Here is a 14,080-nt window from a genome sequence, read left to right on the forward strand (position 1 = left end):
AAATATCGCGCTCGGTAGGCTGATATTGAGAATTATCACTCTAGCCACGAGGCGGGGCCAGGGTTGGGTAGTTTGCCCGTCTCGCCATATCGCTAGATTTATCTGTTGAATCGTGCTTCAGTCCCCTGGAGAGGGGATTATGATCATTCGATTGACGATCCGCGATCCGGCGGCCTCCACCGCCGTAGACGCCGAGGTGACGGCGGAGCCGGAGACTCTCGTCGGCTCGCTGCTGCGGGCGCTGCCCTTCCCCGTCAGGGGCCGCCCCTGCTACGTCGGCAGCGACAAGCTCGACCCCGACTCCCACGTCGCGGACAGCCCGCTGGTGCCCGGGGCGACGATCAGCGTGGGCGAGCCGGAGCGCGCCCAGCCCTGGCGGCCGCTGGCGGCGGCGGGCGCGATCCGCGTGTTCGCCGGCCCGGACGCGGGCCGCGTGATCTGGCTCAGTCCCGGCAGCCACGTCATCGGCCGCGAGTGGACCGACATCCCCCTGCTCCGGGACCAGAAGGTGTCCAGGCGGCACGCCCGCCTCGACGTGTCCTGGACCGGCGAGGCCACGGTCGTCGATCTCGGCTCGCGCAACGGCACCCTCGTGAACGAGCTGGGCGTCCAGGGCCCGGTGGCCTTGCGCCCCGACGGGGTGCTCCAGGTGGGCGACGACCGGCTGCGGTGGGCGCCGCTGCCGTCCACCCGGCTCAGGACCATCCGCGCGCGGGACGGCCGCATCGACTTCGACCGGGCCTTCTCCCCCGCCCCCGCCGTCGCGGGCGCCCGGATCACCATGCCCAGGAACGAGATCCCGCAGCGCAATATCGCGGTGGCGCTGATTTCGTCATTGTTGCCGCTGCCGATATCGATCGCGATGGCAGTCCTGTTGAAAAGCCCCTATTTTCTGCTGTTCGGAATTCTGACGCCGATCACGTTCTTCGGCACGCAGTGGGTGGAAGGGCGCCAGCGCAGGAAGAAAGAGCGCGAGTTCGACCAGCGCAAACGCGACACGATGGAGCGCATCAGGCAGCACGTCGTGCACGAGCAGTGGCTGCGGCACGTCGTCGCGCCCGACGAGGTGGACCTGACGTTCGCCGCCACCCACGAAGGGCCGGGCCTGTGGCCGCGCAACGCCGACTCGCCTGACGGGCTGACCCTGCGGGTGGGGGTGGCGGACGAGCCCGCCACGATCACGTTCGACGGCGAGCCGTGGCCGGAGTTCACACCGCCGGCCCTGCGCGGGGTGCCCGTCACCGTGGACCTGCGCCAGATCGGCGTCCTGGGCGTCATCGGCCCGCCGGAACCGGTGGACGCGCTGCTGCGCTGGCTGCTGGTCCAGCTCGGCACCCTGCGCGCGCCCGACGAGCTGCGGCTGGTGCTGATCACCGCATCCGGCGGCGAGCACCTGGCCTGGGCACGCTGGCTGCCGCACCTGAACGTGGACGCCCCCGTACCGTGCCTGGTCGGCAACACGCCCGAGACCCGCACGGAACGCATCGAGGAGCTCAAGGACCTGGTCACCGAGCGGCTCAAGGCCAAGGAGCGGCGCGTCACCTTCGGGGAGGAGATCGTCGTCGTCCTCGACGGCGCGCGGGCGTTGCGCGACATCCCCGGCATGAAGGAGGTGCTCAGGGAGGGCCCCTCCGTCGGCGTGTACGTGATCTGCGCCGACCAGCGCAGCCTGAACGAGTGCCGCGGCGTCTGCGAGCTGGACGGCACCGGCATGCTGCTCACCCGGGGCCGCCAGGGGCTGCCCATCGCGGTGCAGCCGGAGAGCCTCGGCGAGCAGGCCGCCGAGCGCATCGCCCGCGCGGTGGCGCCGATGCGCGACCGGCTCACCCTGGCCAGGGCCGAGAGCGTCATCCCCGGCGCCGTCCGCCTGCTCGACGCGCTCGGCCTGGGCGTTCCCGACGCCGAGGCCGTGCTGGCGGGCTGGGCCGCCGACCCCGCGCCGACCACCAGGGTGTGCATCGGCGCCGACGGCACCGGCCCCGTCACCGTGGACCTCGCGGCGGACGGGCCGCACACGATGCTCGGCGGGGCGACGGGCGCGGGCAAGAGCATCCTGCTGCAGACCCTGGTCACCTCGCTGCTGCTGGCCAACCGTCCCGACGAGCTGAACCTGGTGCTCGTCGACTTCAAGGGCGGCAGCGCGTTCCTGCCGTTCGAGCACTGCCCGCACGTGGTGGGGCTGATCCGCTCGACCGGCGACACGGCGGCGGACGTCTTCGACGAGAGCGCGGCGCGCCGCGTGCTGGCCTCCGTACGGGCCGAGGTGCGCCGGCGCGAGGCCATCCTGGCCAGGTACGGCGGCGAGATCGACGCCTACTGGAACGCCGGAGGGCGGCTGCCGCGGCTGGTCATGGTGTTCGACGAGTTCGCCCGCGTGCTGGAGACCTCGCCCGACTTCCTGCGCGAGCTGGTGAACGTGGCGGCCAAGGGCCGCTCGCTCGGCATGCACCTGGTGCTGGCCACGCAGTCGCTGCAGGGCAAGCTGTCGCCCGAGCTGAAGAACAACATCTCGCTGCGCATCACCCTGCGCCAGAACGAGCCCTCCGACAGCACCGAGGTGCTCGGCGTGCCCGACGCCGCGACGATCCCGTCACGGCTGCGCGGCCGGGGCATGATCATGCGGGTGGGCGGCGAGCAGCGCACACCCCAGCTCTTCCAGACCGGCTACCTGGGCGACCCGCCGCCCACCGGCTCGGCCCCCGCCACCGCCCGGCTGACCCCCTGGCCTGCGCTGGGGCTGCCCAGGCCCGAGCTGAGGAACGCGCCGCGGGCCAGCCGTACCGACCAGGACCTGGCCATCGCGGCCGTGCTGGAGGCCGCAACACGCCTGTCCACCGAGCCGCCGTTCCGCCCCCTGCTGCCGCCGCTGCCCGCCGCGCTGCCGCTGGCCGCGCTGTCGGGGGCGGACGGGGTGCCGTTCGCGCTGCTGGACGACCCGGCCAACCAGGCGCAGCCCGCCATGGGGCTGGACCTGGGCGGGACCGAGCGGCTCATGGTGGCAGGGGGGCCGCAGTCGGGGCGGACGACGTTCTGCCGGACGCTGATCTCCAGCCTGGCGGCGCGCTGCTCGCCCGCGCAGGTGTGGCTCTACGTGGTGGAGAACCAGCCGGGCGGGCTGGGCGCGTACGCGTCGCTGCCGCACTGCGGGGCCGTCATCGGCGGCGGGGAGCCCGACCGGATCAGGCGGCTGGTGACGTGGCTGGCGGGGGAGGTGGAGCGGCGGCGGCTGGCACGCCTGTCGCCCGGAGGGCCGTCCGCGCCGGTGATCGTGCTCGTCATCGACGGGTGGGAGTACTTCGAGGATCGCGGCAGCCCCGACTTCTTCGAGACGCCGCTGCTGGTCACCCTGCGCGGGATCGTCGCCGGCGGGCCTCCCGTGGGCATCCACACGGTGGCCGTGGGCGGGCACGACATGCTGCGGGGCAAGACGCCTGACCTGTTCTCGCGGCGGCTGTTCCTGCCGTTCCCCCGGGAGGAGACGCGGCGGGCGTACCTCACGTCGGGCATGGTGTCGCCGCCCGTGCTGGCCGGACGGGCCATCGAGGCGGCCGGCGGGCTGCACGCCCAGATCTGCCTCCCGCCGGAGGAACTGCCCGCCCCGGCCCACCGGCCCTCTCACGCCCGCCCCGCCCGCGAACCCGCCCGCGGCCCCAAGCCGTTCCCGCCGCTGCCCGCCGCCGTCCCGCTCCGCGAGCTGCCGGACCCGGCCATCGGCGTCGGCGGCCCCGACGTCACCCCCGTCGAGCTGGACCTCTTCGACCTCGGACCGCACCTCGTGCTGGTCTCCGGCCCCTCCGGCTCGGGCCGCAGCAACGCGGCGCTGGTCATGGCCACCGTGCTGCTGCGGGCGGGGGTGAGGGTGCTGGCCATCGGGCCGCCCCGCTCGCCGCTGGTGCGCTCGCTGCCCGAGGCGCGGGCGCTGGCGGGCACCTCGTTCACGGACGCCGCGTTACGTGAGGCCGTGGAGGCCTTCGAGGGGGAACGGTACGCGGTGGTGGTGGACGACCTCGATCAGGTGACCGTCACACCCCGGGAGCAGGGGTTCGACACCCTGCCCACATTGCTGCAGGACATCCTCGCGCCGTCGGAGCTGGGGCGGCGGGCGCTGGTGTTGTGCGGGGACGCCACGCCGCTGCTGGAGGGGCATCGGCGGGCGCTGTCGGGTGAGGTGAGCGAGGTGCTGCGGTCGGGGACGCGGTTCCTGCTGACGCCCACCAGCCGGGTGCACGCCCGCGAGCACGGGATCAACCTGGAGCCGGACCAGTTCTTCGGGGGGCCGGTGGGGCGGGCTTACATGGGGACGGCGCGGCGGCTGGAGCTGGTGCAGTTCGCGGGGGTCTAGAGCTGCTGGGCGTGGCGGAGCTGCTCTTCCATGTTCCAGTCCGGGGGCCGCTCGGACTCCTCGAACCATGGGCAGCCCTTGGCGATCCAGGCGTTCCTGGCGCGTAGGATGCCCGTCGGTGTGGCGTCGTGGTAGCCGAACTCGCTGCCGCAGCAGTCGCAGATGTCCCAGGAAGGCGTCTTGCCGTCCTCGCCCCATGGCAGGCCCGGTTGGAGCAGGCCGCAGACCCGGCAGTAGGGGTTGCCGTCATTGGGCATTGAAGTAGTCCAGGTTCGTCGGTCGTCCATGGATTTGCGGGTCCGGCTTGTAGTAGGTCCGGGGAGCACCCTGAGCATTCATCACGCCGAATTGGTCTGTTTGCGGATTGTAGCGAACGATGTCTCCGTTGGGACGCTGCCTGGTGAGCGTGCCTGGCTGGTTGCCGCGCAGGAAGTCCGTAGCCTCTTCCACATACTCCTTGGCGTTGTTCAGGTGCGGGAACTCACTTCCGTGGGAGCGCCAGTGACGGTAGGCGTTCTGAACCGGCGTCCTGTTGTTCGTCGCGCTCCAGATGGGATAGGGGCTCAACCCCAGCGGGTCCATCCACACCTGTGGATTGACCACGTAGGCGTGCGGATCCCAGCCACCCCGCAGCCCGATCGGGTCCGCGGCCACGTAACACCCGGCATCCGGGTCGTAGTGCCGCAGGAAGTTGTAGAACAGCCCTGATTCCGGATCCTCGTACTGCCCGGGGAACCGCAACGGGCAGTCGGCGCCTGACGTGATCGCGCCCGCCGAGGCGCCCCAGAGGGAGCGGCGCGTGCGCCAGGCGATCTCGCCCTCCGCCGACACCAGCTCCGCGGGCGTCCCCAGCAGGTCCGTGGCGATGGCGTAGAAGCGCTCGTCCACCCACGACCGGGAGCGTTCCGTCTGGGTCAGGGGGCGGAAGGAGCCGGGGGCCCAGTCCCAGGAGGTGGTGCGGTCGTCGGTGGACTGCTCGGCCAGGGTGAAGCCGTCCCAGGTGAAGTCGGTGCGGTGGGCGCCGTCGGCTCGTTCCTTGGCGATGCGGCGGCCCAGCGGGTCGTAGAGGTAGCGCCATCGGGTGCCGTCCGGGGTGGTGACGGCCGTCAGGCGGTCGTCGGCGTCCCAGGTGTAGTGCCAGGTGCGGGGCTTGGTGGACAGGCCCTTGCGCTGGCGGAGGACCGTACGTCCCTGGCGGTCGTACTCGTAGCGGGTGCGGCCCGCCTGGCGGACCATGGTGCCGGTGTACGCGCGGGGGCCCTGCGAGTCGCCGGGCGACGGCCAGGTGGCGTCGGTGATCTGGCCGGCGGGGTTGTACCGGTACGTCTCCGACCAGTCGGCCGCGTGGACGGCGGTGACGCGGCCTGCGGGGTCGAGGTCGAAGCGGCGGCGGCCGGAGAGGACGTCGTCGATCTCCGTGAGCTCGCCGTCCCTGCGGTAGCCGTACGTGCGGCGCTGGACCATCCGGCCGGCCGGGCCCCTGGTGAGGGTCTGGGAGTGGAGCCGGCCGTCGTCGTCCCAGTCGTGCAGCAGGGCGATGCCGGCGCCGAACGTCCTGGAGGTCTCGCGGCCCGCCAGGTCGTGGGTGAAGTTCAGGGTCTGGCCGGCCGTTTCGAGGCTCAGGGGCAGGTCGCGGGCGTCGTACGTCCACACGGTCTCCGCCCCGGAAGGCGTGCGGCGCAGCACCCTGCGGCCCAGCGCGTCGTAGGCGGAGGTGAGCGTGCGGCCGTTGCAGGTCTCGCGGACGACGCGGCCGCGGGCGTCGCGGCCGATGGTGAGGTCGGCGTCGGGGTTCGCGGCGTGCACGAGGCGGCCGAGCGGGTCGTAGTCGAACGTGGTCAGGCGGTCGCCCGCCCGGCGGCCGATGAGCCGGTCCAGGACGTCGTAGACGAAGCTGGTGGACTGCCCGGCGCCGTTGACGCGTTCGGTGAGGTTGCCCACCGGGTTGTGCAGGTAGCTCAGCACGCGGTGGTTGAAGTCGGTCTCCTCGACCAGGTTGCCCGCCGGGTCGTAGGCGTAGTGCCAGGTCAGGCCTTGCGGGTTGGTGACCTTGGTGAGGCGCAGCTCGGTGTCGTAGCAGAACTCCAGCCGGGCGCCGTCGGGGGTGGTGCGGGCCGTGGGGACGTCGAAGGGGCCGATCTCGAAGCGGGTGGGCTCGCCCATCGCGTCCACGTGCTCGACCAGGTTGTTCTCGGCGTCGTAGGCCCAGCGTTCCACCGCGCCGCCCGGGCTGGTGCGGGTGGCGGGGCGGCCCTCGACCGTCCACGTGTGGCGGGTGGTGTGGCCGAGCGGGTCGGTGACGGCGGTGACGCGGCCGAAGGCGTCGCGCTCGTAGCGGGTCGTGGCGCCGGTGGGATCCGTGATCTCCAAAGGGAGGCCGGCGGGGTCGGAGGTGATGGTGTGGGTGTGGCCGAGCGCGTTCGTGATCGTGGTCAGGTGGCCGCGGCCGTCGTAGGTGCAGGTGGTGTCGTGGGCGGCGACGAGGTTGCCGCGGGCGTCGTGGCGCAGGGTGGTCGTGGTGCCGTCGAAGTCGGTGACGGTGACCGGCAGGTGCAGGGCGTCGCGCGTGCAGCGGCGGGTGGCGCCGTCCGGGCGGGTGATGGAGAGCGGGGCGCCCGCCTCGTCGTAGGTGTAGCGGGTGGTGCGGCCGAGCGCGTCCGTACGGGCGAGCAGCCGGTCGTGGTGGTCCCAGAGGTAGCGGGTGGTGTGGCCGAGCGGGTCGGTCTCGGCGGTGACCTGAAGCAGCTCGTTGTGGTGATATGTCGTGACGTGGCCGAGAGAGTCGCCGGCCCGGGTGACGCCGTCGCCGTAGGAGAGCTCGGTGTTGAACACGCCCGCGGACCCGGTGCCGTACACGCAACGGCCCTCCAGGTCGTAGGTGTAGGCGTACCAGGTGCCGATGCGGTCCTGCCAGCGCGTCATCCGGCCGTCGTCGTCGTAGGTGAAGCGCAGCGGCAGGCCGGAGGAGTTGGTCACCTCGGTCAGGTCGCCGGCCTCGTCGTAGGCGTACGAGAGCAGCCGCTGGCCGGCGCCGCGCAGCCGGATCTCCACGACGCGGCCCTGCGACGTCTCGATGTCCAGGTGGTAGCCGCCGGAGTGGACGATCTCGCAGGGCAGGCCGTCGGTGTAGCGCACGTCGATGCGGTTGCCGTTGCGGTCGGTGATCGCCGCGATGGGCAGCACGCCTGCCTCGGTCGTCTCGGCGAAGTGCACGGTCCGGCCGGTGAGGGGGTCGGTGACCGTGTAGCCGTCGTCGGTCTCGCGCAGGGCCAGGCGGGGGCCGTCGTCCGGGTACGCCGGGCGGTCCGGCTCGGGGTACGGGAACGTGAGCAGGGCGCCGGTCTCGGTGGCCAGGCACAGCCCGTCGGCGTCGGCCTCCAGGCGCTGGTCCAGCGTGGAGGCCCAGGAGCGGCCGAAGCAGCGGCCGGTGCGGTACGTGGACAGGTGGGTGCGTTCCAGGCGGAGCGGCAGCACGCCCGGCAGCTCGACGTCGGTCTGCGGGAGCAGCACGGTGCCGGTCGGGAAGTGCACCGGGTCCTGGCTGAAGAACTGGCGGCCGCGCTGCCACGACGCCGTCGCGGCGGTCCCCTGGCGGGCGCCGCCGCTCTGCACCGCCGTGCGCAGGGAGGGCGAGCTCAGCGCGCCCCCGCCGCCGCGCATGCCCAGGGCGCCGGTGCCGACCAGGGTCCCCCCGCCGCCGCGTACCGCGCCGCTCATGCCCATCACCGCCCTGGCGCCGCGGCCCACCAGGGCGATACCCCTGCCGATCGGGAGCACGCCGAGCGCCGCCAGCCCGACCTGCCCCAGCGAGCCCCTGCCCTGCCGGTACTTGTTCAGCGCGTCGCCGAGCACCACCGCGCCCGCCGCCACCGCCACGCCGGCCAGGATCACCCCGGCGACCCCGCCGGTGCCGATGACCAGCACCACCAGCCCGGCCACCGCCCCGACCGTGGCCGCGAAGGACACGAAGTCGTCCCAGGACCTGAACGGCGTGCTGATCGTGTCCCAGGCCTTCTGCAGCCACGACTTGTCCCTGATGCCGCTGCCTTCGAGCGCCTGCTCGATCTCCCGGGTGGCCCGGGTCTCGGCGTCCGCGCGCAGCGTGGCCGCCTCCTCGGCGATGCGGCGGGCCCGCGCGCGGTCGTCCTCCGCCCGGCGGGCCCGTAGCAGCGCCGGGCGCGCTGCCTCCTGGGCCGGCGGGGCCGCGAGGGCCAGGGCCGACTCCGCCTCGGGCACGTCGCGCACCGGGCCGGGGAGCTGCGCCTGGATCTCGCGCAGCGCCCCCTGCGACTGGGCCGCGGCGGCCTGGCCCCGGCGCAGCGCCGTACCGGCCCGGGCCTTGGCCGCCTCCAGGCTGCCCGCGTACGTCATCAGCGCCTCACCGGCGCCCCGGTACGCCTTGCCCAGCTTGGCCAGCTCGCCGGGCAGCTCGCCCAGCGCCTCGGTGTAGCGGGCCGCGTAGTCGCCGCGCATCCGCAGCGCCGAGCTGTTGCCCGACACGGTGCTCAGCTTGGCCGTGTTGTCCTCGGCCAGCCGCGCCTCTTCGAGCAGCCGGCCGGCGAGCCCTCTGACCTGCCCGGGGTCCCCCGGGGCGGGGTCGCCGGCCAGCCCCAGCACGTCCCATCCGCCCGGCATGGCGTCACGCTCCCGCGCCGCCGCTGAGCGAGGCGTCCAGCTCGCGGTGCTTGGCGATGGCCGTCTTGAGGAACTGGCTCATGCCTTCCAGGCCCTGCATGACCTGCCTGGCGCCGTTGTTCCACTGGTCGTAGTCCTGCTGGAACTTGCCCGAGGCCCGCTCGGTGACGAAGTCGCTGCTCACGAGCTGGTCGATCATCGCCTTGAGCTGGGTCAGCCGGCTCTCGATGTCCTCCTTCTCCTTGTTCAGCCGGGTGGCGCTGTTCTCCACCTGCGGGAAGCTGAGGTGATGGGTTCCACCTGCCATGACGGTTCACTCTCCTTGGGGGTCGGACCAGGCCAGGGTGGCGCTGATCGCGTCGAACAGGTCGAGCATGGGCTCGGCCAGGCTGTGGTGCGGGCTGGTGAGCACCAGGTCCAGGACGCCGTGCCCGCCGGGCACGGGGATGAGGGTCTGCATGACCACCGAGTCGAGCTCGCCGGTCTCGACGCCGGTCACGCGTACGGCGCGGCCCGCGTCCAGCTCCACGATCTCGACGCCGCGCCAGGCGGGCGTGCCGGGCGTGGGCGGCACGGCGACGATGCCCGAGGCGATCGCCTCGACCGTGTTGCCCTCGGGGTCGGAGCGGCCCCGCGTGTGCAGGACCATGAGGGTGGCCAGCACGGCGCCGGCGTCCTCCACGTGGTCGGTCATCGCCGCGCCGAACACCGCCCCGTGCCGCGCCGCCAGGTCGGCGACCTCGCGCAGCACCTTCAGCAGCACCGACCGGTGCGGGGCCAGCTCCGGCGTGGCCGCCACGCGGGCGTCCACCAGCCGGGCCAGATCACCCGTACGGCCGGCGCGCCAGACGTCGAACTCGTACCAGGAGTCGGGCACCCGCAAGGTGAATCCGAAGGGTAGATCAGCCATGGGTCAGCTCCTCCATGAAGGCGTCCACGGGCTCGGGTTCGAGCGTGACGTCGTCGATCCGGACGTTGCGGCCCGGCACGAGCCGGGGTGCCGGCTGCTCGACGCCGCCGAAGCTCACGGCGCCGACCTGCCTGCCGTTCGGCAGGACGATCCAGCCGCCGACGACCGACGCCCCGCGTACCTGCTCCGTCGCCCGGTACAGGCCCGACGGCCGCTCCACGACGGGCGCGGTGAAGCGGAAGGCGTCCTCGCCGAACACCAGGTTCCCCGTCGCGCCGTCCTCGTCCAGGTCGGCGGTCATCAGGGCCTTGCCGCCCTCGGGGGCCGTGAGCGTCACGCGGTTGTCGCGCGCGTCGCCCGACATCCAGACCTCGCGGCGGCCGTCGCAGAAGTAGCCGACGGCCCTGCCCTCGCGGACCGACAGCGCGACGAGCGCGCCGCTGCCGGTCACCCGCCCGGCGAAGTCGGCCTTCTCCGGCGTGGGGTCCTGGCTCTGGTGGGGTGCGGCGGCCCGCCCCGTCGGCGTGGGGTCCTCGCTCCGCCGGGGTGCGGCGGCCCGCCCCGTCGGCGTGGCATCCGGGCTCTGCCCGGGCGCGGCGGCCTGCCCCGTCGGCGTGGCATCCGGGCTCTGCCCGGGCGCGGCGGCCTGCCCGGAAGGCTCCCGGAGGAACGCGGCTCGCGCGCCTGCCGGGGCCGCGGGCCGGTCCGTCAGCGCGAACACCAGCGACGCCGCGACCGTCGCGACCAGCACGCCGGTGAGCACGCCGAGGCCGAGCGCCTTCATCACGAGCCGCCCGTGCTGGTGGACAGGGAGTCGGCCAGCGAGCCGTCGAGCGTGCCCGTGCCCTCGACGAGGGCGTCCAGCAGGCCCGCCGCGCGCTCCAGGAGCTGGTTCATGCGCTCCCGGTTGTCGGAGGACTCCTCGAAGAACCTCCGTACGGCGTCGTCGACCTTGTCCGAGCCGGTCCTCGCGTCGAGCGCGCCGGCCTTGCCGCCGTCCAGTGCCGCGCGGATGGCCTTGAGATCCCGCGAGACGTTCGCGGCCTCCTGGCGGTTCGCGGTGAATTCCTCAGCCATTGCTCGTCTCCCCCTTGATGGCCTCGAAGGTGCGCCAATCCCGATAGACGGTCTCGATGATCTGGGGCACGCTGCCGCGGCCCTCCAGGCGCAGTTGCAGCCGTACCGGCAGGCCCTGGCCGTCCACCTGCAGCGTGAACCGCACCGGCCCCTCGGCGGGCAGGCCCGCGTACGTGTCCTGGCCCTCCTCGCCCCTGACCCGGTGGGCCGGGGCCGATCCGCTGAGCGTGCGGCCGTTCGCGCCGGCGGACGCGCTGGTCACGGTCGAGCCGGCCGCCTCGATCAGGCCCTTGATGGTGCGCGGCGAGCTGAGCTCCCTGACGGTGCCCGCCGTCCGCTGGGCGCACGGCTCCAAGGGCGGGTGATCGGCGTCGAACGCCACGCCTCCCGCCACCCCCCTGCCGCCGACGAGGGACACGGGGGTGGGGCGTGGATCGTTCCCACAGGTGAGTTTCATGTCGTACGACGTGGCGGGCGCGCCCGGGTCGAAGCTCAGCCGCCCCTCCGCCACCGTCTGCTCCGTCGCCTGCGTCTCCTCGATCACCTGGCGGAACGTGGCCGTGCGCCGGCCGACAGCGCTCAGCACGTCGCTCGCGCCCGGCTCCGGTCCGCTCCCCTGACCGGAGATCATGATCACCGCGCCGGCCGCCCCCGCGACGAGCGCGATGCCGATGGCGATGCCCGTGAGGTACGCCGGCCTGCGCCAGAGCGGCGTGGGCACGACGTGGTCCGCGTACGGCGCCGGCTCCTCCGGCCTGGTCCGCCGCTCGGCCTCCAGCAGCAGGTCGTGCACCGTGGCGCCGTGGGCGGCGCCGGAGTGGCCGAGCAGGATGCGTACCAGGTCGACGGCCGACGGGCGGGAGGTCGCGTCGGAGCGGCGGCACTCGCCGATCACCGCGCGCAGCGCGGGGAGCAGCCTGTCGAGGTCGGCCCCGTCGTCGGGCTCGCGCCCCGTCGCCGCGAACACGACCACGCCGGCCCAGTCCTTGACGTCGTGGGCGGGGAACAGGCTGTCGCGCGGCCCCGGGGCGAAGAACACCTGGCCGCGCGGCCCGATCATGACGTTGCCCGGGCTGAGCCGCAGCCCCGCGATCCCGCCCAGGTGCAGCCTGGCCATGGTGGCGGCGCTGCCGAGCGCGAACAGGTAGAGCGCCTCGTCCTTGAGGGGGCCCGCCGTCCTGACGGCAGCGGCGAGCGTCTGGCCCTTTCCCAGGTAATCGCGCGGCCGCAGGGCCAGGCCGTCGCTCCATCCCTGAAATTCCATCGCCATCCCCGGGGCAGCCGGTCAGCGCGGCAGGGCACGCTCGAAATCCGCCTTCGCGCAGGTCAGGTGGCGTTTTCGGGGTCGGTGCGTGCCGTTGTCCGACAGGTTGTACGCGGTCGCGCGGGGATGGGTTCAATCGAATTCGTGAAAATCTTTCCCGCTGGTGGGAACCGGTATGGGTCCGGCCGGGACGGCGGTGCGGGGCTGGTTGCCGTGGGCCGGCTCCGGGGCGCCGCCACTTGACCTTGACGCGACGGCAGGGGAAGAGGGTCTGACCAGGTCTGAGAGAGTCGGACGGGGAGCCTTTCACCTGTGAGGGCGACTCAGGCCGTCGATAGCCGTCGCTCCTGATCTGGAGGTGTTGGCTCCCCATCCTGGCTCCCCGAAGCTGGCTATCGCCCGGCGGGCTCTTGACGATGCGTCGCACGCTGCCGTCGAAGAGATGACTGCGCGCGACTTGGCGTGCCTCGCCTAGAACCCGTACTACAGGTCTCCAACTACCTCCAACGCCATGGAACAGGACTATTTGCTGTGATTGTTTCCAGAATAGGCCAGATCAAGCAGCCATACATACTTTGAGAGAACAGTGGGTCCTGCATGACACGATGGTTTTAGCTAGCAAGACAAGGAAATCCTACAAATACTGACCAATAAATCCCTTGGGAACCAGCGGGGCTCATCCGACAGAAGAGCGAGGATTTCCGGCTCCACATTTGACATCTGAGCCCTTGGCAAGCAAATCCTCGCAACATTCACACACTTTAATTACGCTCTGCAGCATTCACCAAATCAGCAAAACCTATAGCGCTAACAGTCAACAATTCATCCACGAGATCCAATGCTTCGCTGCGAGCACCAGAGGTCGTTGCCTGAGCATAGGCTCGCAGAACTAGTTGCCCCACCTCTCTGGCTTCACCCGCTGCACTAGTGGACATATCGCTCGCATCTTTACCGAATAGATCGACGAAACGTCTCGCGCATTCTGTCGCTAGAGTATCTACCCGGTCAGGTGCAGCTCCGAGGGTTATGAGAAGCTGTGGAAGCGCCAAGTGATATGTATCAGATGCGATAAGATCCCGAAGCAAACGGATGTAAGGCCTTAGTCGCTCATCACGTAGCCGACCAGCAACCTGCGCGACAGCCTGGCGAACGCCATGGTCCTGATCATTCATGAGCAACAGCAGGGTTTCTACAGCTGTCGCCGTATCCGTAGACCTCGTCAAATGGCTGGCACAGATAGTTGCAACGCCCGTCCTCAGCGCTGCTTCCTCACTTGAACGTGCTGCCACGAGTAGGTCGCGTTGTCCCCACTCCAAGCCGGCAAAGCCTGCGAGACGGCCTCCGGCCTCCTTGACATCGGCGTGGTTCGAGACAAACATCTGCTCGACAACTGGTCTCACAATATCAACGGCTCCCCCATTCCCTAGATACATCATTAGCCGCGTCACATGCTCGCAGGCAAGCAGTCTGTCACTGGCCTGCACTAGCTCTCCAAAGGCTTCGGTTGCCGCTGGCCGTGCATGACGTAGACAGGCGCTGATGAGATATGCACTGCACGAACGGACTGCGATGGATCGATCGGAGGCAAGCTGGTTAAGGACTGGTAGCACCAGAGATGTTCTGCTACCGTCCTCATCGTTTGCCACGATATAGCCGAGAATCTCGGAAAGCAGACCACGGGCGCTGTTGATACCGTGAGAGTAAACTGCCGCGCTGTCCTCGTATACGGTGTCGTTTTCGGTGTTGACCTCAGCATCGCTAGTGCTGTGACCGGAAACGATCACCGGGTTGGGTGAGGGGTTCAGGCTGCCGGTGTGAGTGGTCGACCGCCCCAGCGGAGGCCTTTCTCACT

9 protein-coding genes are annotated in these 14,080 nt (G+C 71.3%); 1 reads left to right on the forward strand and 8 read right to left on the reverse strand.

Annotated elements, in window-relative coordinates; translation table 11 throughout:
• Window positions 1–151: 151 nt before the first annotated feature.
• Window positions 152–4,342: an FtsK/SpoIIIE domain-containing protein gene (locus AB0I79_RS52550; RefSeq protein ID WP_357891172.1), complete on the forward strand. Its 4,191-nt coding sequence runs from the start codon at window positions 152–154 to the stop codon at window positions 4,340–4,342.
• Here the strand turns inward: AB0I79_RS52550 and AB0I79_RS52555 are convergent.
• From AB0I79_RS52555 to AB0I79_RS52590, 8 genes are all read right to left on the reverse strand, one after another.
• The gene (locus tag AB0I79_RS52555) at window positions 4,339–4,599 is read right to left on the reverse strand and encodes a hypothetical protein (protein ID WP_357891174.1); all 261 of its coding nucleotides are present in this window, start codon (window positions 4,597–4,599) and stop codon (window positions 4,339–4,341) included. The two genes, AB0I79_RS52550 and AB0I79_RS52555, sit on opposite strands and share 4 nt — an antisense overlap.
• The gene (locus AB0I79_RS52560) at window positions 4,589–8,977 is read right to left on the reverse strand and encodes a DUF6531 domain-containing protein (RefSeq protein ID WP_357891177.1); all 4,389 of its coding nucleotides are present in this window, start codon (window positions 8,975–8,977) and stop codon (window positions 4,589–4,591) included. The genes AB0I79_RS52555 and AB0I79_RS52560 overlap by 11 nt, the downstream gene beginning before the upstream one ends.
• A gap of 4 nt (window positions 8,978–8,981) precedes the next feature.
• The gene (locus AB0I79_RS52565; RefSeq protein WP_185110477.1) at window positions 8,982–9,284 is read right to left on the reverse strand and encodes a WXG100 family type VII secretion target; all 303 of its coding nucleotides are present in this window, start codon (window positions 9,282–9,284) and stop codon (window positions 8,982–8,984) included.
• A 6-nt stretch (window positions 9,285–9,290) separates the two neighbouring features.
• Window positions 9,291–9,887: a hypothetical protein gene (locus AB0I79_RS52570; RefSeq protein WP_357891180.1), complete on the reverse strand. Its 597-nt coding sequence runs from the start codon at window positions 9,885–9,887 to the stop codon at window positions 9,291–9,293.
• On the reverse strand, window positions 9,880–10,674 hold the full coding sequence (locus AB0I79_RS52575) for a hypothetical protein (RefSeq protein ID WP_357891183.1): 795 nt from the start codon (window positions 10,672–10,674) through the stop codon (window positions 9,880–9,882). The genes AB0I79_RS52570 and AB0I79_RS52575 overlap by 8 nt, the downstream gene beginning before the upstream one ends.
• Window positions 10,671–10,964, reverse strand: a complete 294-nt coding sequence (locus tag AB0I79_RS52580) for a hypothetical protein (RefSeq protein WP_357891186.1) — start codon at window positions 10,962–10,964, stop codon at window positions 10,671–10,673. Before AB0I79_RS52580 ends, AB0I79_RS52575 begins: the two co-directional genes overlap by 4 nt.
• The gene (locus tag AB0I79_RS52585; protein WP_357891189.1) at window positions 10,957–12,228 is read right to left on the reverse strand and encodes a hypothetical protein; all 1,272 of its coding nucleotides are present in this window, start codon (window positions 12,226–12,228) and stop codon (window positions 10,957–10,959) included. Before AB0I79_RS52585 ends, AB0I79_RS52580 begins: the two co-directional genes overlap by 8 nt.
• A gap of 761 nt (window positions 12,229–12,989) precedes the next feature.
• Window positions 12,990–14,012 carry a hypothetical protein gene (locus AB0I79_RS52590; protein ID WP_357891192.1) on the reverse strand — a complete coding sequence of 341 codons (1,023 nt, stop codon included), beginning with the start codon at window positions 14,010–14,012 and terminating at the stop codon, window positions 12,990–12,992.
• Window positions 14,013–14,080: the final 68 nt, after the last annotated feature.

This window comes from Nonomuraea sp. NPDC050202, from assembly GCF_040656115.1.
In the GTDB taxonomy this organism is placed as follows: Bacteria; Actinomycetota; Actinomycetes; order Streptosporangiales; family Streptosporangiaceae; genus Nonomuraea.

Excerpts from the sequence above, each read along its gene's own strand:
- AB0I79_RS52585 (WP_357891189.1), bottom strand. The coding sequence starts at position 12,228 with ATGGAATTTCAGGGATGGAGCGACGGCCTGGCCCTGCGGCCGCGCGAT.
- AB0I79_RS52580 (WP_357891186.1), bottom strand. The coding sequence starts at position 10,964 with ATGGCTGAGGAATTCACCGCGAACCGCCAGGAGGCCGCGAACGTCTCG.
- AB0I79_RS52570 (WP_357891180.1), bottom strand. The coding sequence starts at position 9,887 with ATGGCTGATCTACCCTTCGGATTCACCTTGCGGGTGCCCGACTCCTGG.
- AB0I79_RS52560 (WP_357891177.1), bottom strand. The coding sequence starts at position 8,977 with ATGCCGGGCGGATGGGACGTGCTGGGGCTGGCCGGCGACCCCGCCCCG.
- AB0I79_RS52555 (WP_357891174.1), bottom strand. The coding sequence starts at position 4,599 with ATGCCCAATGACGGCAACCCCTACTGCCGGGTCTGCGGCCTGCTCCAA.
- AB0I79_RS52565 (WP_185110477.1), bottom strand. The coding sequence starts at position 9,284 with ATGGCAGGTGGAACCCATCACCTCAGCTTCCCGCAGGTGGAGAACAGC.